The following is a 26,148-nucleotide window of genomic DNA, read 5'->3' as shown; positions in this document are numbered from 1 at the left end:
CAGGCAAAGGTAGCGGCGGGGCCCTAGGCGGCGGGGGCGTCGGGGTGGGCATCGGCGGCCTTTTTGGTCTTGCTCTTGCTCCTTTTTTTGGCCGCCAGCGCGGCCGTATAGTCGATGATGCGGCCGGCAATATCGAGCTGGGTGGCCTTCTCAATGCCCTCCAGGCCGGGCGAGGAATTCACTTCGAGCACCAGGGGCCCCCGCTTGCTTTGCAGCATATCGACGCCGGCAATGCCCAGGCCCAGGGCCTTGGTGGCCAGCAAGGCGGCGGCCTTCTCAGCGCGGCTCAGCTTCACGAGGGTGCCGGTGCCCCCGCGGTGCAGGTTCGAGCGGAACTCGCCCTCCTTGCCCTGGCGCTTCATGGCGCCCACCACTTCGCCGTCCACCACAAAAGCCCGCAGATCAGCGCCTTTGCTCTCGGCAATGAATTCCTGCACAATGATGCGCGCCTTGAGGTTGTGGAAGGCTTCGATGACCGATTGGGCCGCCTTCACGCTCTCGGCCAGCACCACGCCCAGGCCCTGGGTACCTTCGAGCAGCTTGATGATGACGGGGGCCCCGCCCACTTGCTCGATCATGGCAGGCACGTCCTGCGAGAAGTTGGTGAACGCCGTTTTGGGCATGCCCAAGCCGGCGCGGCTCAAGATCTGCATCGAGCGCAGCTTGTCGCGCGAGCGCACAATGGCTTGGCTGTCGACGGCAGTACGCACCTTCATCATCTCGAATTGCCGCACCACGGCCGTGCCGTAAAACGTGACCGAGGCCCCGATGCGCGGCACAATGGCGTCGAAGTGTGCCAGCGGCTCGCCCTGGTAGATGATGCCGGGGTGGCCTTTTTCCAGCACCAAGTTGCACTGGAGGTGGTCGATGACTACGGCGTCGTGGCCGCGGGCGACGGCCGCGGCCACCAGGCGCTGGGTCGAGTACGATTTGGGTTCCCGCGAGAGAATGGCCAGTTTCATTGGTCGGAGGGTAAGAAGGCGGGCAGGGAACGGGCAATGGTAGCGGCCACGAGCGGGCCGCGGGGCCCCAACAAGCGGCGCGCCCACTTGGCTGGCCCGCGGCCCAAATTTACGGCCGAAACCGAGCTACGGCGCCGCCCGGCGGGCAGCCGCCCGAACGGCCGCCTTGTGCGAAAGGTTGCGCCGGGCCACGTCGACCACGAAGCGGCCCTGGCGCAACAGGCTGCGGCCCAGCAACACGGGGTACTTCATGTCGGAGCGGTCGGAGAGCGAAAATTCCACCCTAAAGTCTTTTCCGTAAAGCCGCACCACGGCCTCGATGACGTAGCGCTCCTGCACCTCGCCGTTGGACGAGCGGATGTCACGCCGCGTGAATTCGGCAAATTCCAGGGCCCGGCCGTCGAAGCCGGGGTGGTCGGGGTCGAGCAGGCGGCCGCGCAGCACGGGGGCCCCGGCGGAACCCGGCGCTTCGTGCACGCCGGTGCAGTGCAGGGAACTGGTGTAGGCGCCAGTGTCCACCTTGGCTTCCACGCCAAGCAGGGCAAAGCCTGGGAAATCAACCAACTCGCGCCGGCCCAGGGTGCGCATGGCGGGGCGGATTTTCATGGCGGCGAAGGTAGAACGCAAAACGCCCTTCCGGCAGCGGAAGGGCGGGTAAAAGTGAGTGTTAGTTGTTTGGTGCTAGTTGTCAGTTGTTCGTCAGTCGGTGGCAAAGGCCCGGACAACGAGCAACTGACAACTAGCACCAAACAACTAACAACGAGCAACTGACAACTAACAACGAGCAACTCAATAGGAGCCCTGCTGCTCGCGAAGCAGGCGGTCGTATTCGCGTTGGGTGCGTTCGGAGCGGCTATGGCCGGCGTAGGTGGCCAAGCCCTGCATCAGCAGCCCGAAGCCCCAGAAGGCCGTCGACCAGATGGGCCAGGGCAGCAGCTCGCGGCCGTGGGGCGTGAGGGCCCACAGCAGCCACAAGCCACTGTTGACGAGGCCGTACACGAGCAGGTGCGATTGAAATTTGGTGCGGGCCTTGGCTTTCTGCCACAGGTAGGGGTCGCGGGCTTGGGGTTCCATGGGCGGCGGGGGTAAAGTGGTGGATGGATTTGATACTCAAAACTATCCCGGGGCCCCGGGGCCCGCAATTGCTTGTGGCCGAAGCGTCGGCTTCGGCGGACCAAGCGCCCAAAACGGCGCCCGAAGCGCGGGGCCCCAGCAGCTTTTTAGCCCTATTTCTCGTTGGCCCTTTTCCCTTGCTCCCTCCGCCCATGCCTACCTCCCCCGTCCTTGCCGCCCGCATTCGCCTCGTGCAGGGCGACATCACCCGCCAGCCCGTGGCGGCCATCGTCAACGCCGCCAACTCCAGCCTGCTCGGCGGCGGCGGGGTCGACGGCGCCATTCACCGCGCCGGGGGCCCCCAGATTTTAGAAGACTGCCGGCAGATTCGGGCCACACGGTACCCGCAAGGCTTACCTGCCGGTGAGGCCGTCATCACCACCGGCGGGCGGCTGCCGGCGGGCCACGTCATCCACACAGTGGGCCCCGAATGGAACGGTGGACGCGACGGTGAGCCCAAATTATTGGCCAGCTGCTACCGCAACAGCCTGCGCCTGGCCACCGAAAACAACTTAGAAACCCTGGCTTTCCCGGGCATCAGCACCGGCATTTATGGCTACCCCAAACCCGAAGCGGCGGCCATTGCCGTGCGCGAAGTGCGGCAGTGGCTGGGGGCCCACGCGGCGCCGGCTACGGTCACGTTCGTGGTGTTCGACGATGAGAGCCGGCAGCTTTATGAGCAGGCGCTGGCTGAAATTTAGGGCCCCGGGGCCCCTACACTAGCTCGCCCACGGCTTCGATGCGGGCCTGCACCTGCTGCATCAGCCAGAGCGGCGTGCTGGTGGCGCCGCAGATGCCCACGGTTTGGGACCCGGCAAACCACTCATCTTCGAGCTCATTTTCGTTTTCAACGAAATAGCTGCGCGCGTTGAACTGCTGCACGATGGAGAACAGGGCTTTGCCGTTGGAGCTTTTGCGGCCGCTCACGAAAACGATAACGTCGTGCAAGGCGGCGAATTTGGCCAGCTGCGGCTCGCGGTTGCTCACCTGCCGGCAAATGCTGTCGTTGGCGTCGAAGCCCTCCAGGGCCCCGCCGGCGGCGGTGATTCGGGCTTCTATCAGGGCCTTCATCTTGTAGAAGCCGGCCGTGCTCTTGGTGGTTTGGCTGAAGAGCGTAACGGGCCGCGCGAAGTCAATTTGGTCGAGGTCGGCCTCCGTCATCACGATAATGGCGCGGTTGCCGGTTTGGCCCGCAAGGCCGGCTACTTCGGCGTGCCCAGGCTGGCCGTAAATTACAATTTGTCCGTCCTGGCGCTGGCTCAGGTCGAAGGCGTGCTTGACGCGGTTTTGCAGCTTGAGCACTACCGGGCACGAGGCATCGATGAGTTCCAGGTTGTTGCGTAGCGCCAGCGCGTAGGTTTCGGGCGGCTCGCCGTGGGCCCGGATGAGCACCTTACAGTCGTGCAGCTCAGCGAGTTGCTGGCGGTCGATGATGCGCAGGCCGCGCTGGTGCAGGCGCTCCACCTCCATGCGGTTGTGCACAATGTCGCCGAGGCAGTACAGGGTTTCTTCGTGCGCCAGCTCGTCCTCGGCCATCTGAATGGCAAACTCGACGCCGAAGCAATACCCGGAATTCTTATCAATCGTAACTTCCATAGCGCTATAAAAACACAGTATAAGTAGATAGGGTTCTGGCCCGCGGCAAAGGTACGCCGGGGCCCCGGCCCTAGCCGCAACCGTGCCAAGAGCCGCTACGCTACGCCCGGCTGGCCGCAAACAGGGCCGACGATACTTGGTCAATCACGAAATCGACCTGCTCGCTGATGGTGATGTGGGTGGTATCGAGCAGCACAGCATCGGCGGCGCGGCGCAGGGGGCTTTCGGCGCGGGTCGAATCGATGTGGTCGCGCTTGCGCAGGTTGTCGATGATGTCGGCCAGGGGCACGTGCTCGCCTTTGTCGGCCAGCTCCATCTGGCGGCGGCGGGCGCGCAGCTCCATGTCGGCGGTCATGAAAACCTTCACCTCGGCGTCGGGGAACACGGTGGTGCCGATGTCGCGGCCGTCCATTACCACGCCGCGCTTTCGGCCCATGCGCTGCTGCTGGGCCACCAGGGCGTGGCGCACTTGTGGAATGACCGACACTTCGCTCACAGAGTTCGAAATCCGCATCTGGCGGATGTCGTCCTCGCGGTTCACGCCGTCCAGAAACAGGTCGTTACGCCCCGTCTGGGGGTGGCGGCGGAAGCTGATGGTGAGGTTTTTGAGTACCTGCTCCACGGCGGGCAAGTCATCGAAGGCGATGCCGTGCTCGAGCAAGTGGAGCGTGACGCCCCGGTACATAGCGCCGGTGTCGACGTAGGCGTAGTGCAGCAGGTGGGCCACCGCCTTGGCGGTGGTGCTTTTGCCGCACGAGGAGTAACCATCAATGGCGATGACGAGCTGTTTCATAACGAAGCGGGTGGCCACTAGCCCCGCAAGATTACGAAATCCAGCGCTTACGCCCGGCCGCCGGGGCCCCCAGCCGCCCGGGCACCGACGCGAAAAAAGCGGCGATGGATGCCGCGTCGCCCTTATCCAACTGCTGACTAACCAAATAAAAAGGATTGAAAAAAAGTCGGTCGGCCAGGCCCACGCCCGTGCTGCCGTCGGGGCCAGCCGCCCATTCGCCGCCGTATACGCGCACCAGGCACTCGCCCAAGTAGCAGCCAAACGCCTGCGCCACGCCCGCCTGCTGGCCGGCCGCCACCTCCCCCCGCTGCGCCGTGATGAAGTGGTCGAGCCGGGCCACGCCCGCGGCATCAAAGCTAGCCAGGCCCAGCTGCTGGCGCACGGCTTCGGCCGCCGCTTCGAGGGCGGGCACGGGGTTGGGGGCGGGTTGGTCGGGCATAAAACGGAAGCTATTTGGGCCGGGCATTGAAGGCCTGCCACCGGCCGTAGGCCCCCAGCACGCGCTGCAAGTCTTCGGGCTGGAACTCCTTCATTTGCAGCACTTGGGTGGATAAAGCGGGGTAGTCGCGCACCAGGTAGGCCGCCACCCGCTGCATATCCTGTGGGCTGGTGGGCACCACCACGGTGGTATCGGGGCGGCAAAGCAGGGTGTACGATTTCGAATACCGTAGGCCAACCGGGTAGTCGGTGTAATCGTTCGCCTGCACATTTCCCGCCCGGTACATTTTCCGGGCGAAGCCGCTGCGGATGTACTCGCCGGTTTTGGGCACTGTGAAGCGGTGCACGATGCAAAAAGTATCGGTGCCGAAGGCAAACCCGCGCAGGCTATCGACGGCGCAGCGCTGCGGCGGCGCCTTCTTGCTCTGCGGGTCGGCGATGTACAGGTTTTGCCAATCGTAATAAAACCGTCCCGATTGCCACGTGCCGTTAGCCAGCTGAAACGTGCCTTTGCGGTACACCGCATCGGGGCCCCGGAACTGGTTCTGGCTTTTGGAAACGCCGCCAATAATCAACCCAGTAATGGCCCCCGCCAATTGTGCCTGAGCCGCCGGGGCCCCCAGCAGGGCCGCGCCGCCAACCAGCGCGAATGAGCAGTAAAGTTTATTCACGCAGGAGCGGCAGCAATGGTGAAGAATTAATGCCCCTCGCAGGGGCAGGGCACGTGCTTGCCCGATTTGTGGTGCTTGTACCAGCTGGTTTTCTTCTGCATGGAGCTTTGGCGGGCGCAGCCGCCGCTGGCCAGCAGCAGCGGGGCCAGCAGCGCAAAGGCGATAATCTTTTTCACGGGAATACTAGGTTAGGATAACGGCTTGTTTAGCCAAATGTAAGGTTCTTTGCCAGTCCGAACCCCATTGCCCGGCCCGTCCGTTCCGCTTATGTCCACTGATTTTTCTTTGCTTGCCAACGTCGTCGACGTCTTCGCCCGCACCGTGCGCCCCGCCACCGTCCAGGTGGCCGACGGGCGCATTGCGGCCATCGTGCCCACCGGGGCCCCAGCGCCCGACGCGGCCCTGCCCTACGCCCTGCCCGGCTTCGTGGACGCGCACGTGCACGTGGAAAGCTCTTTGCTGGTGCCCAGCGAGTTTGCGCGGCTGGCGGTGGCCCACGGCACGGTCGCCACCGTGTCGGATCCCCACGAAATTGGCAACGTGCTGGGCGTGGCCGGCGTGCAGTACATGCTGGACAACGCCGCTACCTCGCCGTTCAAGTTTTGCTTCGGGGCCCCCAGCTGCGTGCCGGCCACGCCGTTCGAGACGGCCGGGGCCGAAATCACGGCGGCCGACATTGCCCAGCTGTTCGAGAACCCGAAAATCGGCTACCTGGCCGAGGTGATGAACTGGCCCGGCGTGCTGGGCCGCGACCCCGGCGTGATGGAGAAAATTGCCCTGGCCCAGACAGCCGGCCGCCCCGTGGATGGCCACGCGCCCGGCCTGCGGGGCCCCGACGCCGCCCGGTACGCCAGCGCCGGCATCGCCACCGACCACGAGTGCTTCACCGCCGACGAGGCCCGCGACAAGCTGGCCGCGGGCATGAAAATCCTGATCCGCGAGGGCTCGGCGGCCCGCAACTTCGACGCCCTCATCGAGCTGCTGCCCGAGCACTTCCCGCACCTCATGTTCTGCTCCGACGACAAGCACCCCGACACACTCGTGCTCGGCCACATCGACCAGTTGGTGCGCCGGGCGTTAGCACTGGGAAACAACGTGTTCGACGTGCTGCAAGTGGCCTGCGTGAACCCCGTGCAGCACTACCGCCTGCCCGTGGGCCTGCTGCGCGTGGGCGACCCGGCCGACTTCATCGTGGTCGACAACCTCACCGATTTCCAAGTGCGAAAGACGTACCTCGACGGCCAGCTGGTGGCCGAAAATGGCCAGTCGCAGCTGCCCGCCGCACCCATCGCAGCGGCCAACAACTTCCACGCCCAGCCCGTGCAGGCGGCTGATTTCCAGGTGCCCGCGCCGGCCGCTGGGGCCCCCACGCTGCGCGTCATCGAGTGCTTTGATGGGCAGCTCGTCACGGCCCGGCTTGATGTGCCGGCGCGCGTCGAACACGGCAAAATTGTGGCCGACCCGGCGCGCGACGTGCTCAAGCTGGCCGTGGTGAACCGCTACCGGGCGCACGTGCCGCCGGCGGTGGCGTTCATCAAGGGCTTCGGGCTGATGGGCGGGGCCCTGGCCAGCAGCGTGGGCCACGACTCGCACAACATCACGGCTGTGGGCTGCGACGACGCCAGCCTGGCGCAGGCCGTCAACCTCGTCATCGGGGCCCGGGGCGGCCTGGCAGCGGTGGGCCCCGGCGGCGAGGAGCTGCTGCTGCCACTGCCCGTGGCCGGCCTCATGTCGGACCAGCCGGGGGCCGACGTGGCGGCCGCCTACGCCGCCCTCGACGCCTTCGCCAAGCGGCTGGGCTCGCCGCTGGGGGCCCCGTTTATGACGCTTTCCTTCATGGCCCTGCTCGTCATCCCCAGCCTGAAGCTGAGCGACAAGGGCTTGTTCGACGGCGAGGCCTTCCGGTTCGTTGATGCCGTAGCCTGAGCAGCTGTTCGAAGGAAATTTGTCATTCCGACGAAGGAGGAATCTGAGGACTGCCTATTGGATGGGTTTGCTCAGATTCCTCCTTCGTCGGAATGACAAGTCCTCCTATTCGGATGATTCTTAAGCCATTCAGGCACGAAAAAGCCGCCGGATAATGCATCCGGCGGCTTTTTCGTTTTTCAGATAATTCTCGGCTAAGCTTGCTGAAAGCGCTTGTCCAGCAGCTTTTGCATTTTTTCTTCGGTCAGGGGCTTGGTGAGGTATTCCACGTTGGGGTACTCGGCCACGCGGGCGGTGTCGGCCTGGTGCATGGAGGTGGTGAGCACGGCCAGTACCGTTTTGTTTTGCACGGGCTCGGGCAGGTTGCTGTACATTTTCAGGAACTCAAAGCCCGATACGCCGGGCATTTTCAGGTCCACAAACACCAGATCGGGCGCCGGGGCCCCGTCGGCCCAGAGGTTGGTAAAGGCCTCGTCGGCGCGGGTGTACGTCGTCACCTTTTCGGCCACCGCCAGCCGCCCCAACAAGCGGTTATTCAAAAAACTGGTGGTTTCGTTGTCGTCCACTAACACGATGTGGTTTAGAGAACTGGGCATAAACTAATCGTTTTATTAAACAAGAACCCGCGAAATTACGCGTCGGCCGCAACACGCACAACCCCAACAGTAGGGCGAAAGGGCGAATAATTCTGACCCTGAAGGCCCTACAGCCAGCCCTGGGCCTGCATCCAGTCGTCGTTGTAGATTTTGCCCAGGTAGCGGGTGCCGTGGTCGGGCAGCAACACCACCATCGTATCGGTTTCCTTGAGGTGCTCGCGGGCGTAGGCCAGGGCCCCGGACACGGCCGAGCCGCAGCTCCAGCCCACAAACAGGCCTTCTTCCTTGGCCAGGCGGCGCGTCATCAGGGCGGCGTCTTTGTCGGTCACCTTGAGGAACTGGTCAATTACGTTGAAGTCCACGTTTTTTGGCAGAATGTCCTCGCCGATGCCTTCCGTTTTATAAGGATAAATTTCGTTGGGGTCGAAGATGCCGGTTTCCTTGTACTTCTTGAACACCGAGCCGTAGGTATCGAGGCCGAGCGTGAACACGCTGGGATTCTGCTCCTTGAGGTACTTGCTCACGCCGCAGATGGTGCCGCCCGTGCCCACGCCGGCCGCCCAGTGGGTGATCTGGCCTTCGGTGCCGGCCCAAATCTCGGGGCCCGTGTGCTCGTAGTGGGCGGCGGTGTTCGAGAGGTTGTCGTACTGGTTGGGGTAGAAGGAGTTGGGCGTTTCCTGGTTGAGGCGGCGGGCCACCGAGTAGTAGGAGCGCGGGTCGTCGGGGGCCACATCCACGGGGCACACCACTACTTGGGCCCCCACGGCGCGCAGAATGTCCTGCTTCTCCTTGCTCTGCTTGTCGCTCATCACGAAGATGGTTTGGTAGCCCTTCGCAATGGCGGCCAGCGCCAGGCCCATGCCCGTGTTGCCGCTTGTGCCCTCGATGATGGTGCCGCCGGGCTTGAGCAAGCCGGCCTTTTCGGCGTCTTCCACCATGCGGATGGCCATGCGGTCCTTCACCGAGTTGCCGGGGTTGAAGTACTCGACTTTGGCCAAAATGGTGCCTTTGATGCCTTCGGTAACTTTGTTGAGCCGGACGAGCGGGGTGTGGCCGACGGCTTCGATGATGTGATTATAATGCATGACCAACGTTGGGTAGGAAGCGGCAAAGGTACGGCATTCGGGCAGGGCCCCGGGGCCCCGGGCCGGGCGGGCGGGCCCCGGGGCCCCTATTTTTATGTGCCGCCGCCCGCCGAATTAGCCCTACTTTTGCGGCGGCGCAGGCCACCCCTTCCCATCGTTTTCATCCCCCAAATCCCCAAGAATGAGCGTTCTGGTCAACAAAAACTCCAAGGTTATCGTGCAGGGCTTCACCGGCTCCGAGGGCTCGTTCCACGCCGGGCAAATGATTGACTACGGCACCCACGTGGTGGGCGGCGTGACGCCGGGCAAGGGCGGCACCCAGCACCTCGACCTGCCGGTGTTCAACACCGTGGCCGACGCCGTGGCCGCCACCCAGGCCGACACCAGCATCATTTTCGTGCCCCCGGCCTTCGCCGCCGACGCCATCCTCGAAGCCGCCCAAGCCGGCATCAAGGTCATCGTGACCATCACCGAGGGCATCCCGACCAAGGACATGATTGCCGTGAAGCACTACCTGAAGGACCGCCCCGACATCACGATGATCGGGCCGAACTGCCCCGGCGTGATGACCGCCGGCGAGTGCAAAGTGGGCATCATGCCCGGCTTCATCTTCACGAAGGGCCGCGTGGGCATCGTGTCCAAGTCCGGCACGCTGACCTACGAAGCCGTTGACCAGCTCACCAAGGCCGGCCTGGGCCAGACCACAGCCATCGGCATTGGCGGCGACCCCATTATCGGCACCACCACCAAGCAGGCGGTAGAAATGTTGATGAACGACCCCGAAACCGAAGGCATCGTGATGATCGGCGAAATTGGCGGCGGCATGGAAGCCGAAGCCGCCCGCTGGATCAAGGAAACCGGCAATAAGAAGCCCGTCGTGGGCTTCATCGCCGGCCAAACCGCGCCTCCCGGCCGCCGCATGGGCCACGCCGGCGCCATCGTGGGCGGTGCGGACGATACCGCCGCCGCCAAAATGGCCATCATGCGCGAGTGCGGCATCCACGTCGTGGATTCGCCCGCCGAGATTGGCGACACCATGCTGCGCGTGCTGGGCGCCAAGTAGGTTTGATGGTCTTTGCTTAGTAAACCATCTTGAATAAAAAAGGCCTTGGCAAGTTGCCAAGGCCTTTTTTATTCTTTGGCGAGAATTAAATAGTCCGAAAGTTTTTGTACGCCAAATTCGGTCGATAATGCATCTATCTTATCTGAAAAATTTAGAATTACTAATTCAGCTTTCTCAATAGCAGCAGCTAATTCATTTACTCCAACAATTATTTGTTTCTGAGCTGGCTGGTCAAATGTTTCGTCTTTATCCTGACAGTTAATGGTGAGTAAGTTTCCTTGTCTTTCAGCCCTGGGTACTGGATGGCCTTCAAGGCAGAAATAACCTGACCCAAACGATGGGGCTACTATTTGTTTCCAACCATAGAAATCTGCAATTGTACTGCAACACTGCGGTACCAAAACAGGCACATCATCGACGAAAAGCACGCCGCCACCAAAAAGAGCACAAGACTCATTCACCGGTACGGGTTCATCTTCAATAAGCAAATGAGCTTTTATGAGTTTCCGTAAATCTGGCAAGCTCCACTGGTTGAGATGAAGAAAAGGACTTCCTTTGATCACTCGACTATAATCAGCCAATCCTGCGACTTCTAAAACTCGTCTTTGATAATCATCCCATTCAGCTGGGTTTCGCTGAAAATCGCCAATTGGGTGCTGGCCAACTCTTTCCCAGTCCACAGCGGTTCGCGAAATCTCTATCGCGGGGATTAATTCGACTTTCATAGCTGGAAAATTACTCTTCTTTTCTCACCCAACTCAAAAAAGCAGGGGCCCCGGCGCAATGCACCGGGGCCCCTGCCTTTACAAGCCTAACCTAAAACTACGCGTTGGTCGTCGTGGTCAGGTTCACTTCGATGTTGCCGCGCGTGGCGCGCGAGTAGGGGCACACTTGGTGGGCCTTGGCCACGAGGGCTTCGGCCTGGGCCTGGTCCATGTTGGGGATGTTCACGGCCATGTCCACGGCCAGTCCGTAGTTGTCGCCGTCTTTGCCGAAGCTCACGTCGGCGGCCACGGTGCTGCCGGTGATGGGGGTTTTCTCCAGGCGGGCCACCAGGTTCAGGGCCCCGTCGAAGCAGGCGGCGTAGCCGGCGGCGAAGAGCTGCTCGGGGTTGGTGCTGTCGGCTTTGCCGGGGCCGCCCATCTCTTTGGGCGTGCTCAGGGGCAGGTCGATAACGTTGTCGGACGAAACGGCGCGGCCGTCGCGGCCACCGGTGGCCTTGGCGTGGGCGGTATAGAGGCGTTCGATGCTCATGGTGTTGGGGGTAATAAGTAGTGAATTTAAACGGTTAACCCGGAACGGTTTCACAAGGTTTAGTTGTGCACAACTAAACCTTGTGAACTCAACGCAATGAATTGATTTTCAACCTAAATTTTTTCAGTGCGCCGTTTACTGTGCGCCTGGCTTCCACGAATTGCTGCCCCCGAGGCCGATAATCAGGCCGAGTTGAAACACCGAGTTGGCGGCCTTCAAGTAGTCGTTGGGGTGGAAGCCGAAGGCCTGGCCGCTCATGAGCTGGAGCTGGAAGGGCCCCGCCAGCTGCACCCGCGTGAAGGTGATGGGCTCGAAGATGACGTTGCCGATGGGGGCCTGCCCCTGCCCGTCGATGCGGAAGTTGTTGAGCTGCACGTAGCTCAGGCGCAGGGCCGTGCCGTAGCTCAGCGGGAAGTCGTGGTGGCCGAGGTGCACACTGCGTTTCTTTTTGCTGGCGTAGTTCACCTGCACGAATACCTTGCTCAGGCTGCCTTCGAGGCGGCGGGTGGTGAGCTGCTCGGCGTTGCGCTCGGTGCGGTCGGTACTGCCGCCGCCCGCGCCGGCGTACACCTCCAGCACGCGCTTGTCGGGCAGGCGGGTGAAGTAGCCCACGCTGGCCTCGGCAAAGTCGAAGTTCTCGGTTTTGTCGCTCTTCGAGCGGTGCAGCGACGAAAACGTGCCCGCTGCCGCCAGGTGGTCGGCAAAGGCATAGGCCCCTTGGAAGGCAAAGTTGTTTTGCAGGTTGGTGCTGACGCTGCCGTAAAATTCGCTCTTTTGGGTGAGCAACGGCACATGTGGCGGCGGCGGAAAGTAGAGCGACGTGCAGCCGGCCAAGCCTGCGGCGGCCACGGGCACACCGCCCCACACCAAGGCAGTAAATAGGGAACGAAATAGCTTCTGGGGCGGCACCATACCTCAACGGCGAAGGTAAGGATTTCTTGCCCACTCCGCCCTTCCGGGGCCCCGGCCCGTATGCCAAGGCAAACTCCTCCGTTATGCCTGCTTCTATTAAATACGACGCCCTCATCATCGGTTCTGGCCAAGCCGGCAACCCCCTCGCCACGGCCCTGGCCAAAGCCGGCCGCCGGGTTGCCCTCATCGAAAAGGCGCAGCTCGGGGGTTCCTGCATCAACTACGGCTGCATTCCCACCAAAACCCTGCTGGCCGCCGCCGACCGCCTGCACCTGCTGCGCACGGCCCCCGAAGTAGCTGCCCCGGTTGTGCCGGGCGCTGACGAGATGAAAGTGGACCTGGAAGCCGCCATGGCCCGCAAAAATGCGTTGCTGGACAAGCTGCGCGCTGGCATCGAAGAAAACCTGACCGCGCCCGAAGTGGGCGTAACCGTGCTATACGGCCACGCGGCCTTCACGGGGCCCCGCACGATGCGCATGGTACCCAACGACGCCCCCCACGAGTACCAAGACCTCACCGCGCCGCTCATCTTCATCAATACGGGCACCCGCGAGGCCGTGCCCGACGTACCGGGCTTAGCCGAAGTGAAGTACCTAACCACCACCCAGCTGCTCAACATTGACAAGCTGCCCGAACACCTCGTCATTCTGGGGGGCGGCTACATCGGGCTGGAATTCAGCCAGATGTTTCGGCGCTTTGGCAGCCGCGTCACCATCGTCGAACACGGCACGCAGCTGCTCGAGCGCGAAGACGATGACGTGTGCGAGGCGCTGCAAACCGGCCTCGGCGCCGACGGCGTGGAGTTTGTGCTAGGCGCCGACGTGCACCGCGTGAGCCAGGGCCCCGACGGCCACATTACCCTCACGGCCCACACTCCGGAGGGCGAACGGCGCATTCGCGGCACCCACCTACTGGTGGCCACCGGCCGCACGCCCAACACCGGCGACCTGGGCCTGGGCTTCGCCGGTATCGAAACCGACGAGCAGGGTTATGTCCAAGTCAACGACTACCTGCAAACCAACGTGCGCGGCGTGTACGCGCTGGGCGACGTGCACGGGGGGCCCCAGTTCACGCACCTGTCCTACGACGACTACCGCATTGTGCGCGACGCCCTTTTGCACGGCAAGCGGCGCTCGGCCAAGCAGCGGCCCCTGCCCTACTGCATCTTCACCGAGCCGCAAGTGGCCCGCATTGGCTTCAGCGAAGGCCAGGCGCAGGAAAAAAAGCAGCCCTATCGGGTGGCCGTCATGCCGGTGGCCACCACCGGCCGCGCCCAGCAAACCGGTGAAATCGAAGGCTTTTGGAAAGTATTGGTGGGCCCCGACGACCGCCTCCTCGGGGCCACCATCGTGGGGGCTGCCGCCGCCGAGGTGATGGCCATGCTCGAAATTGCCATGGCCGGCCGCCTCAAGTACCAGGTGTTGCAGGAAATGGTGTTTGCCCACCCTACTTGGGCCGAATCGCTCAACAACGTGTTCCGCGAGCTGAAAGAAGGAAAAGTTGAGGCCGGCAAATAAGCGCGCCGGGGCCCTATAAGTACTTCTTGTACAGGTTGAACAGCACGCGGCGGTCGTCGTGGGTCAGCACGGCGTTCACGTTTTGCGGGATAAAATGCCGCTTGAACGCCATAATGGCCGCGCCCAGGTCCCGCGTGTCGTAGCCAATGATGCGCAGCGCCTCGCGCGGGTCGAAGGCATCAACCGGGCTCAGCGGGGCCCTGGCCGTGCTGTCGGCGGGCATCAGCCCGGGCGTGGGCATTGGCTTGGCAAGTGGAGCAGCCTTGGGCGTTAGCATGGGGGCAACCTTGGGCGTTGGCATGGGTGCCGGCGTGGGTGGAAAGACAACGGCTGACGGCGCCACTACAATGGTATCAAGCAGCGCTGCCTCGTCGTACCATAAGCCAAAACCCTTGTCCGCCAGCCGCTTCCACGGAAAGGTTACGTTAGGATCGTTCTTGCGGGTGGGCGCAATGTCGGCGTGGCCAATGAAGTTGGCGGTGGGGATATTGTAAGTTTTTTTCAGGTATTTCAGCACCACCAGCAGGCTCTTGATCTGCGGCTCGGCGAAGGGTTCGGTGCCGTCGTTGTCCAGCTCGATGCCGATGGACGAGGAGTTGATGTCGTTGTCGTTGCCCCAGCGGGCCGCGCCGCCGTGCCACGCCCGCAAGTAGTCATTCAGCAGGTGAAACGTGCGGCCGTCGCGCCCAATTACGTAGTGCGCACTCACTTGCGTACGCGGCAGCGTGAAGGTTTTGAGCGTTTCGTCGGCCGAATGCTGCGCCGTGTGGTGGATGATGACCAGGTTGGGCTTGCGCAGGCCGAAGTTGGTGGTGCCCACCCAGTATGGGGCCTGGGGCAAGCTGTCGGGGCCCACAATTGCCTGCGGTTGGGCCCGCAAGGTGCGGGCGTAGGCTTTGGCCTGTTGCTGGTACGACTTGTTGGTGAGCCGGTACGGGTTGGTGGCGCAGGACGCCAGCAGCGCCGCCAGCGCTAGCGCGGAAAAAACGTATTTCATAGAAACCAAAAAGCAGGAGCCGCCGGCGTTCAGGGCCGGCGGAACAAGGCAGCGGGAAAGAACCCCAGACCCAGCGTAAAGTAACTGTTTGGTTTTAACAAATTGCTTTCCGATCCTGTCCCGGTTTGGCCAGGCCGGGTGCTCAGCAAACGGGAGCCGCCGCACCCAAACTGCGCGTACAAGGGCCGTTCGCCGCGGGGGCCGTTGCCGAACGCGCCGCGCACAAAAAGCATTGGTTCGCCGCGCAGCATGCTGCGCAGGTTCAGCGGTTGTCCCTGATCGGTCAGGCCAACAAATTGCACCTGGGTGAGCCGGTAAGCAAAGCCCAGACTAAAAGCCGGGCTGAGTTGCACAGCGCCATAAGCTTCGCCGAAGTATTTGTTGTAGCGCGCATCGTAGCGGTGCTGCTCGTAGCTGTACGTACCCCCGCCCGCCACAAAGTATTTGGTGTCGCTATAGCCCACTTGGCTATGCGCCTGCCCTACCCCGCCCAGGGCCCCCAGCAGCACGCGCTTGCCCAGCGGCCAATACGTGCCCACGGCCAGCTCGTACTGGGCAATGCGGCTGTAGGTGCTGTCGTTGTTGTCGCCCTTACCGTCCAGCGCGGCCCGCACCAAAAAATGCCGCACCGGCGAGTAGTTGACGCCGCCGTTGAGGCGGGTGTTGAAATAAGCGTTGCCAGTCACTTCCACCTGGCCCTTGTCTTGCACGGCGGGGGCCGCGCACTGCATGGGCCGGTACACGGCACAACCCGGCGAGGAAAGCATTAGCAAGCACAGTCTTAGCAGTAGTTTTTGCCTCATGAAGCAGCGGTTAATGGCAAGTTGTAACGACTGGATTTACCGAAGGCAGCACAAGGTTGCATCAACCCGACCAAGCCGGCAATAATAGCCAAAAAGCCCCCGCAGCTGCTGCTGCGAGGGCCCTCAGCGAACTTAAGCAGTTGTGCAAAAGTAAACGAGTACAAGAACGGTCATGCTGAGCTTGTCGAAGCATCTCTATTGCTCCACTAATCCAATCGATTGGGTTTACTGCTGCGGGAGAGATGCTTCGACAAGCTCCGCATGACGGCCTTTATAATTACATGATTACTTATGCACAGCTACTTAGAAACAAGCTGATTACTTGGCGTAGGCCACGGCGCGCATCTCCCGGATTACGGTGATTTTGATCTGGCCGGGGTACTGCATTTCCTTCTCAATTTTCTGCGAAATTTCGAAGCTCAGCTCGGCGGCGCGCTCGTCGGTCACGTTCTCGGCGTCCACCATCACGCGCAGCTCGCGACCGGCCTGGATGGCGAAGCACTGGTTCACGCCTTTGAAAGCACTGGCTGTTTCTTCGAGTTGCTTGAGGCGCTTGATGTAGCTCTCCATCATCTCGCGGCGGGCCCCCGGGCGCGAGCCCGAAATGGCGTCGCAGGCCTGCACGAGCGGCGAAATCATGGCCGTCATCTCCATCTCGTCGTGGTGGGCCCCAATGGCGTTCACTACGTCGGGGTGCTCCTTGTACTTCTTGGCCATCTCCATGCCCAGGATGGCGTGGGGCAGCTCGGGCTCCTCGGTGCTCACCTTGCCGATGTCGTGCAGCAGGCCGGCACGCTTGGCTTTTTTCACGTCGAGGCCCATCTCGGCGGCCATCGTGGCGCAGAGGTTGGCCACTTCGCGGCTGTGTTGCAGCAGGTTCTGGCCGTACGACGAGCGGAAGCGCATCCGGCCCACCATGCGCACCAGCTCGGGGTGCAAGCCGTGAATGCCGAGGTCAATGATGGTCTTCTCGCCGATTTCGATGATTTCCTCCTCGATTTTCTTGGTCGTTTTGGCCACGATTTCCTCTACCCGGGCGGGGTGAATGCGGCCGTCCTTCACGAGCAAGTGCAGCGAGAGGCGGGCAATTTCGCGGCGCACCGGGTCGAAGCCCGAGATGATGATGGCCTCCGGGGTATCGTCCACAATCACTTCCACGCCCGTGGCCGCTTCCAGGGCCCTAATGTTGCGCCCCTCCCGGCCAATGATTTTGCCCTTGATGTCGTCGCTCTCAATATTAAACACCGACACGCAGTTCTCGATGGCGTGCTCCGAAGCGGTGCGCTGAATGGTTTCCAGCACAATCTTCTTCGCGTCCTTGGTGGCCGTCAGTTTGGCCTGGGCCACGGTGTCCTTGATGAAGGAGCTGGCTTGCAGCTGGGCCTCGTTCTTGAGCGATTCCACGAGTTGCTCGCGGGCCTCGGCGGCGGTGAGGTTAGCCACGGTTTCGAGCTGGCGCTGCACGGTCTGGAGCTGGTTATCAGCTTCTTCTTCCTTCTGCTTCAGCTCGGCCACCAGGGCTTCGTGGGCGGCGCGGCGCTTCTCGTTCTGGTCCTCAATTTTGTCGCGCAGCTGCTGGGTGTCGGCCTGGTTTTTCTCGCGGGCCCCCTCCAGCTCCTTCTCCTTGCGTTGCAGTTGTTCGAGTTGCTTTTGCGTGGTTTCGGTGAGCTTTTTGATGCCCTGCTCCTGCTCCATCACGCCCTGGCGGCGCTGGGTCAGCTCGGCTTCCAGCTCGGCTTTGAGGCGGCGGCTTTCCTGCTCGAATTCGTTGCGCTGCTGGCGGTTCTTGTCTTTCGACTGCTGAATGCGCTCGTCGCGGATGCGGTTGCCTTTTTCTTCGGCTTCCTGGAGCAATTGTTGGGCCCGCGCTTGCGCTTGGCCCTCTAGGTCTTGGCGGGCTTTGCCGGCCAGCTGCCGGCCCACCACTATGCCCGCCACAAGGGCGACCACAGCGGCCAACAGACAGTATAATAGTATGGTAGACATGTAGTTACGGTTTTGAAAAGGTTCAATACCCACAACCGGCAAACTTCCCCCTGCCGCGCCCGGTGCGGCCCCGCCGATTGCGAAGCCAGGGCCCGGGCGGGGCCAACGTATGCCAGTGCCGGCGGCCGCTAGGCCGCCAGCACCACGCCCGACAATAGCCCGTCCAAGCGGGCCAGGCGCTCGGTGAGCGCCGCGTCGGTACCATCTTTTTCCTTGCTTACCTTCAGCTGGTCGGCCATCGTGGCCAGGGCCACCATCGCCAGCAAGTCCTGCTTGTCCTGAATGCCGTATTGCTCACGGAATTCGCGCAGCCGTTCGCCCAATTGGCGGCCGGCCAGGCGCAGCCGTTCTTCGTCGGCCACGTCCACCCGCATGGGGTAGTCACGTTCGGCAATTCGGATTTTTATGGCTAACTCGCTCATAAAGCGTCAGTTGAGAAAAAATCGAGTTATTCCTTCAAATAGGCAAGGCACTTATCCAGTTCGCGGATGTATTCGTTGAGGCGTTGTTTTAATTCGTTGGCGTGGGTGGGTTCCCCAGCTATGGTTTGCACAAGTTTAACGATATTTTCCTGGTTTTGCCGCTCCTTGAGCTGGCGGTCGCGCTCGCGCACGTCGGCTTGCAGCTGCTGCACGGTGGTGTTGGCATCGGCCAGCTCCTCGCGCAGCTGCTGATAGGCAGCCACTAAAGTGGTTACCTGCCGTTCCAGGCGGTCAAGTTGAGCCAGTTGTTGGGACGATGCCAAGGAGGTAAGTTTTTTTCGGGACGTAAGGTACAGCGCGGGCTACACTCGCGCTTGTAGAACGGAGGGGTGCTCCGTTTCGGCAGCCGCGGGCCGCACGGCGCTCCGTTCTACCGCGCTTGGGCAAGAACGGAGTGCCACTCCGTTCTACCATGCCTTACTTCCGAATCAGGGCCCCGGCCTGCTGCTCAAACTGCGCGATGAGCCGCTGCATCACCTGGTCGATGGCCTGCTCGCTGAGCGTCTGGGAAAAGTCCTGCAAGGCGAAGCTCACCGAGTACGACTTCTTGCCCGCGCCCAGGTTGGGCCCCTCGTACACGTCGAACACGTTGACGCTTTGCAGGAGTTTCTTCTCGGTGCGCAGGGCAATGCGGCGCAGCTGGTCGAAGGTCACGCTCTGGTCCACCACCACGCTCAAGTCGCGGCGCACCTCGGGGAACTTGGGCAGCTCGCGGGCCACCAGGGCGGCGCGGTACTTGCGCACCAGGGCGTCCCAGTCCAGCTCGGCGTACCACACCGGCTGGCCCACGTCGAGGCGCTTGAGCAGGGGCCCCGCCACGGCGCCGGCCTGGGCCACGGGCTGGTTGTGGGCCAGCAGGGCCAGGCCGCCGGCCAGGTACGGGTGGTCGGTGGGCTGCTGGGCGGGCTGGGCGTGGCCCAGGGCCCCCAGCACCTGCACCACGGCCCCGGCCAGGTCGGGGAAGGCCGTCTTATGGGCCGGGTGCTGCCAGGTTTCGGCGGTGGCGTTGCCCGTGAAGTAAAGGGCCAGCACGTTGCGCTCCTCGGTGCCACCGTCGGCGCGGCGGTGGTAGGTTTTGCCGAACTCGTAGAGCTTGAGGTCTTTCTGGCGGCGGTTCACGTTGTAGCGCACCGTTTCGAGGCCCGAGGGCAGCAGCGAGGGGCGCAGCACGTTCAACTCGCCGCTGTTGGGGTTGAGCAGGCGCACGATGGTTTCGTCGGGGGCCCCGGGGCCCTCGAAGTAGGCGGCGTTCACCACCGAGTTGGTCAGGATTTCCGAAAAGCCCTGGCCGCTGAGCAGCGCCGCCACCTTCTGGCGTAGCACCTCGGGGTCGGGGTTCGGGAATTTGGCCAGGAACGTGGCCGAGTTGTGGGGCCGAAGCGCCACGTTGTTGTAGCCGTAAATGCGCAGGATGTCTTCGATGACGTCCACCTCGCGGGTCACGTCTACCTTGTGGCGGGGCACGGCCAGCGTCCATTCCTCCTGGCCCTGCTCATCACGGTGCTCAGCCGTTATTTCAATGTCCAGGTCGCTCAAAATCTGCCGGATGCGGGCGGGCTCGATGAACTGGCCCACCAGCCGCTCGACGCGCGGCAGGCGCAGGCGCACGGCCGTGGGGCCCAGCGGCAGCGGGTACACGTCCACCACGGGCGCGGCGGGGCGGGCGCCGGCCACCTCTTGCAGCAGCAGGGCCGCGCGGTGCAGGGCCACGGGCACCATGTCGGGGTCGGTGCCGCGCTCGAAGCGGAACGAGGCGTCGGTTTTGAGGCCGTGGGCTTGGCTGGTGCGGCGCACGGCGGCCGGCGCGAAGTAGGCGCTTTCGAGGAACACGCGGGTGGTGGCGGCGCTCACGCCCGAGGCCTGGCCGCCGAACACGCCGGCCAGGGCCAGCGGGGCCCCAGAGCCGTCGGCCACCACCAGATCTTCACCCTTCAGGGTGCGCGCCACGCCGTCGAGGGTCACAAATTTCTCGCCCTCGGTAGCGCGCTTCACGATGATTTCGTGGCGCGCCAGCCGGTTGGCATCGAAGGCGTGCAGGGGCTGGCCCAGCTCGTGCAGCACGAAATTGGTCACGTCCACCACGTTATTGATGGGCGAGAGGCCAATGCTGCGCAGGCGGCGCTGGAGCCACTCGGGCGAGGGCCCTACCTGCACGTTGTCGAGCAGCAGGCCGGCGTAGCGGGGGCAGGCGGCGGCGTCCTCCACAATCACGCCGATGGCAGTGCCGGCCGTGGTGGGAGCCCTAAACTGGCTCACGTCGGGCAGGTGGGCGGGCTGGTGCAGCAGGGCGCGCAGCTCGCGGGCCACGCCGTAGTGCGAGGCGGCGTCGGCGCGGTTGGGCGTGAGGCCGATTTCGAACGCCGTATCGGTGCCCAGGCCGAAGTAGTCGGCGGCGGGCGTGCCGTTGGGCAGGTCGGTATCCAGCACCATAATGCCGGCGTGCGAAGTGCCCAGCCCAATTTCATCCTCCGCGCAAATCATGCCCTCGGAGGCCGCGCCGCGGATTTTACTCTTCTTGATTTTGAACGGCTCGCCCGCCGTGGGGTGCAGCATGGCGCCTTCCAGGGCCACCACCACGCGCTGGCCAGCGGCTACGTTGGGGGCCCCGCACACGATTTGGCGCGGCGTGCCGTCGCCCACGTCCACGGTGGTCAGGCTGAGCTTGTCGGCGTCGGGGTGCTTTTCGCGGGTGAGCACCGTGCCCAGTACCACGCCGCGCAGCCCGCCCGGAATGCTTTCCAGCTCCTCCAGGCTCTCCACTTCCAGCCCCGAGCCGGTGAGCAGGGCCCCAATCTCGGCGGCGGTTTTATCGGTGGGAATGAGCGTTTTGAGCCAGTCGAAGGAGATGCGCATTGGGAAAATTATTTAAGGGCTGAAGGGTTGATTGTTGCCGTTCAACTCGGGCAAAGGTACGGCGGGGCCAAATGACCGAATAGGGCCCCGCGGCGTATCTTAGCCTAGCCCAACGCATTTCTCCACCATGACCCACTTCCCCGATTTTGCCGAAGCCACCGTGTTGCGCGGCGCGCTCATCGCTGGGTTCAGCGACGACGATTTTTTTCAGTTTTGCCAGGAAAATGACTCGGCCCGCATCGAGCGCACCGCCGACCACGAAATCATCATTATGCCCCCCGTAGGAGGAGATTCCAGTGCCGCTAGCGGCGACGCTTATTTTCAATTGGCGCTGTGGAGCCGCCACAATGGAGGCCGCCCATTCGAGTCATCAGTAGGCTTCCGCTTGCCCGATGGAGCTATTTTATCCCCAGACGTCTCCTGGCTGCCGACCGCGGCCTGGGAAAGCCTGACGGCGCAGCAACGGCAAAAATTCTTGCCCATTTGCCCCGATTTCGTTGTCGAAATTAAATCGCCCTCCGACCGTCTTCCCGTCCTGCAAACCAAAATGGAGCAGTGGCTACAAAACGGCGTGCGCCTGGGCTTTCTTTTGAACACCGAAACCGAAACGGCCTACGTGTACGCCGCCGGCCAGCCCATGCAGACCGTGCAAGGCTTCGACCAGGAGCTGAGCGGTGAGCCGGTGCTGCCAGGCTTCCGGCTCGATTTGCGGGAGCTAAAGAGCTAGCCCCGCGCCGGTTTCACGTTCCTTTCCCACTTTGCCCCGCCTCTCATGCCCTTCATCAACAAAGGATTCCATGCCAAGCGGCCCACCGATGGGCCCCACAAGCTGCCGCCCGGCCAGTACGAAACCCAGGATTTCCCGGTGCTCACGGCCGGGCCCACGCCGCGCATCAACTTGGCCAACTGGGAATTCCGGCTCGAAGGCCTGGTGGAAAACCCGGTGAAGTGGAGCTGGAACGAGTTCAACGCCCTGCCGCAGCAGGATTTCAATCCCGACATTCACTGCGTGACCAAGTGGTCGAAATTTGACACCAAGTGGCGCGGCGTGAGCCTGGACACGCTGCTCGAACACGTGCAGCTCCAGCCCGAAGCCGAGTTTGTGCTGGCCTTCTCCTACGGTGGCTACACCACCAACCTGCCGCTGGCCGACCTGCGCAACGGCCAGGCCTTCATCGGCTTGCAGTACGAGGGCAAGCCGCTGACGCCGGAGCACGGGGGCCCCGCGCGGCTGGTGGTGCCGCACCTCTACTTTTGGAAAAGCGCCAAGTGGGTGCAGGGCCTGCGCTTGCTGGGGGTGAATAAACCGGGCTTCTGGGAGGAGGCGGGCTACAGCATGTACGGCGACCCGTGGAAGGAGCAGCGCTACGGCAGCGACGATGACGACGAGACCGATACCAGCAGCTTGCGCCTGTGAGCCGGCTCGATTGGCAAATTGGGACCGTAGCGGCCATCACCACCGACACACCGCGCGTTAAAACCCTCACCCTCAGCTTACCGAACTGGACGGCTCACCGCGCCGGCCAGCACTACGACCTGCGCTTGAGCGCCCCCGACGGCTACCAAACCGAGCGCAGCTACTCCATCGCCTCGCCCCCGGAGCAGACCGGCGAAATCGCCCTCACCGTGGAGTTGATTGCCGACGGCGAGGTATCGGGCTACCTGCACGAGGGCGTGGCCGTGGGCGACCAACTGGAGCTGCGGGGCCCCATCGGCGGCTATTTCGTATGGCCCGCCGGGGCCCCGGATGCCCCGCTCCTGCTGGTGGCCGGCGGCTCGGGTGTGGTGCCGCTGATGGCCATGCTGCGCCACCGCCAGCGCGCCGGGCTGCCCAGCCCGGCCGTGCTGCTGTTCAGCATCCGCACACCGGAAGAGGTTATCTACCAGCAAGAACTGGAGGCCATGGCGCAGGCTGACCCCGCCTTTACCCTACTTCTCGCCTACACCCGCCAGGCCCCGGCCGGCTGGGCCGGCTACCACCGGCGCATCGATGCCGCCATGCTGGCCGAGGCGGTGGCGCGCCTGCCCGGGGCCCCGCAATGCTACGTGTGCGGCCCCACCGGCCTGGTGGAAAGCGTAGCCACGCTGCTGCAAGCCCAAGGGCTGCCCGACGAGGCCATTCGCACCGAGCGGTTTGGGCCCACGGGGCCGTAGCGTGGACTCTGCGAGTCCGCGTCGCTCGCTTCGTCCTTACGATTAATCGTTGGGCGACCGGGCCGCGACGCGGACTATAGAGTCCACGCTACAGCGCCATTAGTTGTGAAACGACTTCTCGCCGGCCGGTATGGGGGCCGTCAGGCGGTTTTCGGCGGGCGGGACGGGGCAGCTGTAGCCATTGTTGTAGGCGCAGTACGGGTTATATACCCGGTTGAAATCCAGCACGATGGTAGTGGCGCCTGCGGCCGGAATGGCGGTATCGAGGTAGCGGCCGCCGCCGTAGGTTTCGTGGCCGTTGCTGGCGTCGGTGAAAGGTACGAACAGGGTGGAATCGGTGGCTTTGCGGAACAGCGTGAGTTGCTGGCGCTGGCCGTTCAGGTCGAACGTGGCGCGGCCCCAGGGCGTGTAGGGTTCGGTGCGGCGGTCGGTCATCCGCATCGCTACCGGGGCCAGGCGGGCCAGGGACGCGTACTGGGCCGTGACGACGTACTTCTTATCGGGCGCGAAGTATTTCAGGCTGTCGAATTGCGGGCGCTGCGCCTCGGTCAGCGGCGACTCGTTACCGCCCCGGAAGGCGCTGTTTTTGGCCTTCCGCGTCACTTGCACCTGGGCAAAGTACGGGTCGGGGCCCTGGGCGATGTCCCACACCGAGAAACCCACGACGGCCACCACGCCGCCAATAATCAAGAGCTTGGTTTTCATAAAACGGGCGTCAGGTTCGCACAGCGGCAACGGCAGCAAGAAGGATTTCCACTGGATAGGGCCCCTGGGAAAGCGTCTTTTCCTCCCGTTCGCGCAGTGCAAAATTACTCACAGTACGCCCTCGTCAGCGAAGCTGTAGTAGCCGCAGTCAGTGTAGATGAGGTGGTCGAGCACGGGCAAGTCGAGGAAATCGCCGGCCTGGCGCAGCTTTTTGGTGAGGGCCAGGTCGGCGGCGCTGGGCTGGCGGTTGCCGCTGGGGTGGTTGTGCACCAGGATGATGCTGCTGGCGAGCTGCTCCAGGGCTTCTTTGAAAATCATTTTTGGGTCGGCCACGGTGCCGGCCACGCCGCCCTGGCTCACGGCCACCTTGCGCATCACCACGTTGGCGCGGTTGAGCAAAATGACCCAGAACTCCTCGTGCGGCAGGTCCATCAGATTGGGGCGCACGAGGTTGTAGATGTCGCGCGAGCAGGTGATGGTGGGGCGGGCCGGCGCGTCGGCCTCCTTGCGGCGGCGGCCCAGCTCCAGGGCGGCCACCACCGCAATGGCCTTGGCCTCGCCGATGCCCGGGTGGCGGCAGAGCTGCTTCACGCTCTGGCGGGCCAGCTCGTTGAGGTCGTGGCCCACGCCTTGCAGCATGAGCTTGGCCACGTCCACGGCCGAGAGCTTGACCGTGCCCGAGCCCAGCAGGATGGCAATCAGCTCGGCGTCGGACAGGGCGGCGCGGCCCTTGGCCAGCAGCTTCTCGCGGGGGCGGTCTTCCTCGGCCCAGCTTTTGATGCCCAGGGGCCCCGGCACGGCATAAGTTGGTACTGGCTTTTCAACCAGGTTATCAAGCACTTTCATAGGTAGTATAATTTAATAAAAGGTGAAATTTAGCCCGCCGCCAAGCAAAAGGCGCCGCTTTACGTTTACGGGACAAATATTCTTGCTGCGCTGCTTTTTCTTCTATGCGAAATCCAACCATTTTGCTGCTTGTGTTGGCCACGGTGCTCCTGGCCGAGTGGTACGGCTTCCAGGCCACCCGCACCCTCACCCAGCACCTCGACGCGGGGCCCCGGCGCGCGTGGGCCTGGGGCTACTGGCTGCTCACGGCGGCCGGGTGGGGCTTAGCCCTGTGGGCCGGGCCCACCCGGCAATCGGGCAACACCCTGCTCAAAAGCCGCTTAATCAGCCTGCTGCTGCTGGTGCTCGTGACCAAGATTGTGCTGCTGCTGCCGCTGCTGCTCGAAGACCTGACGCGGCTGGGGCGCTGGGCCCTGAGCGCCGCCACGCGGCCGGCCGGGGCGGCGGGCGCAGCGGTTTCGCGCAGCGAGTTCCTGGCCAAGGTGGCGCTGGGGCTGGGCGCCCTTCCGTTCGTGGCGCTGCTGTGGGGCGTGGTGCGCGGGGCTACCGCCTACCAGGTGCGCCGCGTGGTGCTGAACTATCCCAACCTGCCACTGGCCTTCGACGGCTTCAAAGTGCTGCAAATTTCAGACTTGCACACGGGCAGCTTCACCTCCACCGAACCGCTGCAACGGGCCGTGCGCTTCATCAACGCCCAGAAAGCCGACCTGATTTTGATGACCGGCGACCTAGTGAACAACGTGGCCACGGAAGTCGAGCCGCACATTCCGGCGCTGGCGGGTATTCGGTCGGAGCTGCCCATTTTCTCCAGCCTCGGCAACCACGACTACGGCGACTACGTGCAATGGAGCAGCCCCGCCGCCAAGCGCGCCAACCTGGAGCGCCTGATGCAAAACCACGCCAAAATCGGCTGGACGCTGCTCAACGACACGAGCCACACCATCGAGCGCGGGGGCGACAAAATTGCCGTGCTGGGCGTGCAAAACTGGAGCAGCCACGCCAACTTCCCCAAGCACGGCAACCTGCCGCAGGCCCACGCGGCCAGCGGCGATGCGCCGTTCAAAATCCTGCTCTCGCACGACCCCTCGCACTGGGAGGCGCAAGTTCTTGATTATCCTGATATCGACCTGACCCTCAGCGGCCACACGCACGGCATGCAGTTTGGGGTTAACCTGCCGTTTTTCAAGTGGAGCCCCGTGCAGTACAGCTATAAGCAGTGGGCCGGTCTCTACCAACAGGGGGCCCAAAGGTTGTACGTGAACGTGGGCCTGGGCTTCCTTGGCTACCCGGGGCGGGTGGGTTTCCTGCCCGAGATTACGGTGTTTGAATTGCGGCGCGCGTAGGGCCCCGGGGCCCCAACCCTGGCCGAACGGGGCCCGTATAGGGGGCACTATTT

Annotated in this window: 28 protein-coding genes and 1 pseudogene; 8 read left to right on the top strand and 21 right to left on the bottom strand. The window is 63.3% G+C overall.

Going from position 1 to position 26,148, the window contains the following annotated elements; all coding sequences use genetic code 11:
* Window positions 1-23 precede the first annotated feature (23 nt).
* From rimK to AXW84_RS03670, 3 genes are all read right to left on the bottom strand, one after another.
* Complete coding sequence (gene rimK / locus AXW84_RS03680; protein WP_068228838.1) at window positions 24-962, bottom strand: 30S ribosomal protein S6--L-glutamate ligase; 939 nt, start codon at window positions 960-962, stop codon at window positions 24-26.
* A 126-nt stretch (window positions 963-1,088) separates the two neighbouring features.
* Window positions 1,089-1,568 (bottom strand): ATP-dependent zinc protease family protein, encoded by a 480-nt coding sequence (locus AXW84_RS03675; protein ID WP_068228837.1) that lies wholly within the window; start codon window positions 1,566-1,568, stop codon window positions 1,089-1,091.
* Window positions 1,569-1,751: 183 nt separating this feature from the next.
* Window positions 1,752-2,036, bottom strand: a complete 285-nt coding sequence (locus AXW84_RS03670; RefSeq protein WP_068228836.1) for a 2TM domain-containing protein — start codon at window positions 2,034-2,036, stop codon at window positions 1,752-1,754.
* Window positions 2,037-2,227: 191 nt separating this feature from the next.
* On the opposite strand from AXW84_RS03670, the gene AXW84_RS03665 reads away from it, so the two are divergent.
* Complete coding sequence (locus AXW84_RS03665) at window positions 2,228-2,776, top strand: O-acetyl-ADP-ribose deacetylase (RefSeq protein ID WP_068238889.1); 549 nt, start codon at window positions 2,228-2,230, stop codon at window positions 2,774-2,776.
* A gap of 13 nt (window positions 2,777-2,789) precedes the next feature.
* Here AXW84_RS03665 and AXW84_RS03660 read toward each other — a convergent pair whose 3' ends face one another.
* The 5 genes from AXW84_RS03660 to AXW84_RS24455 all read right to left on the bottom strand — a co-directional run bounded on the left by AXW84_RS03660 (window position 2,790) and on the right by AXW84_RS24455 (window position 5,749).
* Complete coding sequence (locus AXW84_RS03660) at window positions 2,790-3,671, bottom strand: 4-hydroxy-3-methylbut-2-enyl diphosphate reductase (RefSeq protein ID WP_068228830.1); 882 nt, start codon at window positions 3,669-3,671, stop codon at window positions 2,790-2,792.
* A gap of 100 nt (window positions 3,672-3,771) precedes the next feature.
* Window positions 3,772-4,464, bottom strand: coding sequence for a (d)CMP kinase (gene cmk / locus AXW84_RS03655; protein ID WP_068228827.1), 693 nt, complete (start codon window positions 4,462-4,464; stop codon window positions 3,772-3,774).
* 31 nt (window positions 4,465-4,495) lie between these two features.
* The gene (locus AXW84_RS03650) at window positions 4,496-4,903 is read right to left on the bottom strand and encodes a hypothetical protein (protein ID WP_068228825.1); all 408 of its coding nucleotides are present in this window, start codon (window positions 4,901-4,903) and stop codon (window positions 4,496-4,498) included.
* Between the two features lie 10 nt (window positions 4,904-4,913).
* Window positions 4,914-5,573, bottom strand: a complete 660-nt coding sequence (locus AXW84_RS03645) for a hypothetical protein (protein ID WP_068228822.1) — start codon at window positions 5,571-5,573, stop codon at window positions 4,914-4,916.
* A gap of 26 nt (window positions 5,574-5,599) precedes the next feature.
* Window positions 5,600-5,749, bottom strand: a complete 150-nt coding sequence (locus AXW84_RS24455) for a hypothetical protein (RefSeq protein WP_157886794.1) — start codon at window positions 5,747-5,749, stop codon at window positions 5,600-5,602.
* Window positions 5,750-5,840: 91 nt separating this feature from the next.
* Between AXW84_RS24455 and ade the strand changes: the two genes are divergently transcribed.
* Window positions 5,841-7,499, top strand: coding sequence for an adenine deaminase (gene ade, locus AXW84_RS03640; RefSeq protein WP_068228818.1), 1,659 nt, complete (start codon window positions 5,841-5,843; stop codon window positions 7,497-7,499).
* 194 nt (window positions 7,500-7,693) lie between these two features.
* Here ade and AXW84_RS03635 read toward each other — a convergent pair whose 3' ends face one another.
* Both AXW84_RS03635 and AXW84_RS03630 read right to left on the bottom strand, forming a co-directional pair.
* Window positions 7,694-8,095: a response regulator gene (locus AXW84_RS03635; protein WP_068228814.1), complete on the bottom strand. Its 402-nt coding sequence runs from the start codon at window positions 8,093-8,095 to the stop codon at window positions 7,694-7,696.
* Window positions 8,096-8,205: 110 nt separating this feature from the next.
* Window positions 8,206-9,180 (bottom strand): annotated as a pseudogene (locus AXW84_RS03630) (PLP-dependent cysteine synthase family protein); the annotation flags it as partial.
* A 181-nt stretch (window positions 9,181-9,361) separates the two neighbouring features.
* Here AXW84_RS03630 and sucD point away from each other — a divergent pair.
* Window positions 9,362-10,243 (top strand): succinate--CoA ligase subunit alpha, encoded by an 882-nt coding sequence (sucD, locus tag AXW84_RS03625; RefSeq protein ID WP_068228807.1) that lies wholly within the window; start codon window positions 9,362-9,364, stop codon window positions 10,241-10,243.
* Window positions 10,244-10,311: 68 nt separating this feature from the next.
* Here sucD and AXW84_RS24450 read toward each other — a convergent pair whose 3' ends face one another.
* From AXW84_RS24450 to AXW84_RS03615, 3 genes are all read right to left on the bottom strand, one after another.
* A complete protein-coding gene (locus tag AXW84_RS24450) occupies window positions 10,312-10,968 on the bottom strand; it encodes a hypothetical protein (RefSeq protein WP_157886793.1) in 657 nt (218 codons plus the stop codon).
* Window positions 10,969-11,065: 97 nt separating this feature from the next.
* Window positions 11,066-11,497: an organic hydroperoxide resistance protein gene (locus AXW84_RS03620; protein ID WP_068228804.1), complete on the bottom strand. Its 432-nt coding sequence runs from the start codon at window positions 11,495-11,497 to the stop codon at window positions 11,066-11,068.
* Window positions 11,498-11,632: 135 nt separating this feature from the next.
* Window positions 11,633-12,409 (bottom strand): hypothetical protein, encoded by a 777-nt coding sequence (locus AXW84_RS03615; RefSeq protein WP_068228801.1) that lies wholly within the window; start codon window positions 12,407-12,409, stop codon window positions 11,633-11,635.
* An 83-nt stretch (window positions 12,410-12,492) separates the two neighbouring features.
* Between AXW84_RS03615 and AXW84_RS03610 the strand changes: the two genes are divergently transcribed.
* On the top strand, window positions 12,493-13,926 hold the full coding sequence (locus AXW84_RS03610; protein ID WP_068228798.1) for a mercuric reductase: 1,434 nt from the start codon (window positions 12,493-12,495) through the stop codon (window positions 13,924-13,926).
* Window positions 13,927-13,939: 13 nt separating this feature from the next.
* On the opposite strand, the gene AXW84_RS03605 is transcribed toward AXW84_RS03610, so the two are convergent.
* The 6 genes from AXW84_RS03605 to pheT all read right to left on the bottom strand — a co-directional run bounded on the left by AXW84_RS03605 (window position 13,940) and on the right by pheT (window position 21,047).
* Window positions 13,940-14,923 (bottom strand): N-acetylmuramoyl-L-alanine amidase, encoded by a 984-nt coding sequence (locus tag AXW84_RS03605; RefSeq protein ID WP_068228795.1) that lies wholly within the window; start codon window positions 14,921-14,923, stop codon window positions 13,940-13,942.
* 29 nt (window positions 14,924-14,952) lie between these two features.
* On the bottom strand, window positions 14,953-15,690 hold the full coding sequence (locus AXW84_RS03600) for a hypothetical protein (protein ID WP_157886792.1): 738 nt from the start codon (window positions 15,688-15,690) through the stop codon (window positions 14,953-14,955).
* Between the two features lie 354 nt (window positions 15,691-16,044).
* A complete protein-coding gene (gene rny / locus AXW84_RS03595) occupies window positions 16,045-17,712 on the bottom strand; it encodes a ribonuclease Y (protein ID WP_068228790.1) in 1,668 nt (555 codons plus the stop codon).
* A gap of 128 nt (window positions 17,713-17,840) precedes the next feature.
* Window positions 17,841-18,134, bottom strand: a complete 294-nt coding sequence (locus tag AXW84_RS03590; protein WP_068228787.1) for a cell division protein ZapA — start codon at window positions 18,132-18,134, stop codon at window positions 17,841-17,843.
* Between the two features lie 26 nt (window positions 18,135-18,160).
* Window positions 18,161-18,457 (bottom strand): hypothetical protein, encoded by a 297-nt coding sequence (locus AXW84_RS03585; protein WP_070746400.1) that lies wholly within the window; start codon window positions 18,455-18,457, stop codon window positions 18,161-18,163.
* Between the two features lie 154 nt (window positions 18,458-18,611).
* A complete protein-coding gene (pheT, locus tag AXW84_RS03580; protein WP_068228781.1) occupies window positions 18,612-21,047 on the bottom strand; it encodes a phenylalanine--tRNA ligase subunit beta in 2,436 nt (811 codons plus the stop codon).
* Between the two features lie 127 nt (window positions 21,048-21,174).
* Here pheT and AXW84_RS03575 point away from each other — a divergent pair, with 127 nt between their 5' ends.
* Genes AXW84_RS03575 through AXW84_RS03565 form a run of 3 tightly spaced genes read left to right on the top strand, consistent with a single transcriptional unit; the run spans window position 21,175 to window position 23,201 of the window.
* Entirely contained in the window at window positions 21,175-21,774 is a 600-nt protein-coding gene (locus tag AXW84_RS03575; protein WP_068228779.1) for a Uma2 family endonuclease, read from the top strand.
* Window positions 21,775-21,819: 45 nt separating this feature from the next.
* On the top strand, window positions 21,820-22,464 hold the full coding sequence (locus AXW84_RS03570; protein WP_068228776.1) for a sulfite oxidase-like oxidoreductase: 645 nt from the start codon (window positions 21,820-21,822) through the stop codon (window positions 22,462-22,464).
* Window positions 22,461-23,201 (top strand): ferredoxin reductase, encoded by a 741-nt coding sequence (locus AXW84_RS03565; protein ID WP_068228773.1) that lies wholly within the window; start codon window positions 22,461-22,463, stop codon window positions 23,199-23,201. Before AXW84_RS03570 ends, AXW84_RS03565 begins: the two co-directional genes overlap by 4 nt.
* A 99-nt stretch (window positions 23,202-23,300) precedes the next feature.
* Here AXW84_RS03565 and AXW84_RS03560 read toward each other — a convergent pair whose 3' ends face one another.
* Together AXW84_RS03560 and radC are read right to left on the bottom strand one after the other, a co-directional pair.
* Window positions 23,301-23,906 (bottom strand): DUF1684 domain-containing protein, encoded by a 606-nt coding sequence (locus AXW84_RS03560; RefSeq protein ID WP_068228770.1) that lies wholly within the window; start codon window positions 23,904-23,906, stop codon window positions 23,301-23,303.
* Between the two features lie 108 nt (window positions 23,907-24,014).
* A complete protein-coding gene (radC, locus tag AXW84_RS03555) occupies window positions 24,015-24,752 on the bottom strand; it encodes a RadC family protein (protein WP_082773679.1) in 738 nt (245 codons plus the stop codon).
* Window positions 24,753-24,856: 104 nt separating this feature from the next.
* On the opposite strand from radC, the gene AXW84_RS03550 reads away from it, so the two are divergent.
* Window positions 24,857-26,095: a metallophosphoesterase gene (locus tag AXW84_RS03550; protein WP_068228767.1), complete on the top strand. Its 1,239-nt coding sequence runs from the start codon at window positions 24,857-24,859 to the stop codon at window positions 26,093-26,095.
* The last annotated feature ends 53 nt before the right edge of the window (window positions 26,096-26,148 follow it).

The organism is Hymenobacter sp. PAMC 26628 (assembly GCF_001562275.1).
GTDB lineage: Bacteria > Bacteroidota > Bacteroidia > Cytophagales > Hymenobacteraceae > Hymenobacter.
Note: the sequence above shows the minus strand (reverse complement) of the source record. Positions and strands in the feature narration are given on the sequence as shown.

Bases quoted from the DNA above. Each gene is read 5' to 3' on its own strand.
- rimK (WP_068228838.1), bottom strand. From the start codon at position 962: ATGAAACTGGCCATTCTCTCGCGGGAACCCAAATCGTACTCGACCCAG.
- AXW84_RS03675 (WP_068228837.1), bottom strand. From the start codon at position 1,568: ATGAAAATCCGCCCCGCCATGCGCACCCTGGGCCGGCGCGAGTTGGTT.
- AXW84_RS03670 (WP_068228836.1), bottom strand. From the start codon at position 2,036: ATGGAACCCCAAGCCCGCGACCCCTACCTGTGGCAGAAAGCCAAGGCC.
- AXW84_RS03665 (WP_068238889.1), top strand. From the start codon at position 2,228: ATGCCTACCTCCCCCGTCCTTGCCGCCCGCATTCGCCTCGTGCAGGGC.
- AXW84_RS03660 (WP_068228830.1), bottom strand. From the start codon at position 3,671: ATGGAAGTTACGATTGATAAGAATTCCGGGTATTGCTTCGGCGTCGAG.
- cmk (WP_068228827.1), bottom strand. From the start codon at position 4,464: ATGAAACAGCTCGTCATCGCCATTGATGGTTACTCCTCGTGCGGCAAA.
- AXW84_RS03650 (WP_068228825.1), bottom strand. From the start codon at position 4,903: ATGCCCGACCAACCCGCCCCCAACCCCGTGCCCGCCCTCGAAGCGGCG.
- ade (WP_068228818.1), top strand. From the start codon at position 5,841: ATGTCCACTGATTTTTCTTTGCTTGCCAACGTCGTCGACGTCTTCGCC.
- AXW84_RS03635 (WP_068228814.1), bottom strand. From the start codon at position 8,095: ATGCCCAGTTCTCTAAACCACATCGTGTTAGTGGACGACAACGAAACC.
- sucD (WP_068228807.1), top strand. From the start codon at position 9,362: ATGAGCGTTCTGGTCAACAAAAACTCCAAGGTTATCGTGCAGGGCTTC.
- AXW84_RS24450 (WP_157886793.1), bottom strand. From the start codon at position 10,968: ATGAAAGTCGAATTAATCCCCGCGATAGAGATTTCGCGAACCGCTGTG.
- AXW84_RS03620 (WP_068228804.1), bottom strand. From the start codon at position 11,497: ATGAGCATCGAACGCCTCTATACCGCCCACGCCAAGGCCACCGGTGGC.
- AXW84_RS03615 (WP_068228801.1), bottom strand. From the start codon at position 12,409: ATGGTGCCGCCCCAGAAGCTATTTCGTTCCCTATTTACTGCCTTGGTG.
- AXW84_RS03610 (WP_068228798.1), top strand. From the start codon at position 12,493: ATGCCTGCTTCTATTAAATACGACGCCCTCATCATCGGTTCTGGCCAA.
- AXW84_RS03605 (WP_068228795.1), bottom strand. From the start codon at position 14,923: ATGAAATACGTTTTTTCCGCGCTAGCGCTGGCGGCGCTGCTGGCGTCC.
- AXW84_RS03600 (WP_157886792.1), bottom strand. From the start codon at position 15,690: ATGCTTTCCTCGCCGGGTTGTGCCGTGTACCGGCCCATGCAGTGCGCG.
- rny (WP_068228790.1), bottom strand. From the start codon at position 17,712: ATGTCTACCATACTATTATACTGTCTGTTGGCCGCTGTGGTCGCCCTT.
- AXW84_RS03590 (WP_068228787.1), bottom strand. From the start codon at position 18,134: ATGAGCGAGTTAGCCATAAAAATCCGAATTGCCGAACGTGACTACCCC.
- pheT (WP_068228781.1), bottom strand. From the start codon at position 21,047: ATGCGCATCTCCTTCGACTGGCTCAAAACGCTCATTCCCACCGATAAA.
- AXW84_RS03575 (WP_068228779.1), top strand. From the start codon at position 21,175: ATGACCCACTTCCCCGATTTTGCCGAAGCCACCGTGTTGCGCGGCGCG.
- AXW84_RS03570 (WP_068228776.1), top strand. From the start codon at position 21,820: ATGCCCTTCATCAACAAAGGATTCCATGCCAAGCGGCCCACCGATGGG.
- AXW84_RS03560 (WP_068228770.1), bottom strand. From the start codon at position 23,906: ATGAAAACCAAGCTCTTGATTATTGGCGGCGTGGTGGCCGTCGTGGGT.
- radC (WP_082773679.1), bottom strand. From the start codon at position 24,752: ATGAAAGTGCTTGATAACCTGGTTGAAAAGCCAGTACCAACTTATGCC.
- AXW84_RS03550 (WP_068228767.1), top strand. From the start codon at position 24,857: ATGCGAAATCCAACCATTTTGCTGCTTGTGTTGGCCACGGTGCTCCTG.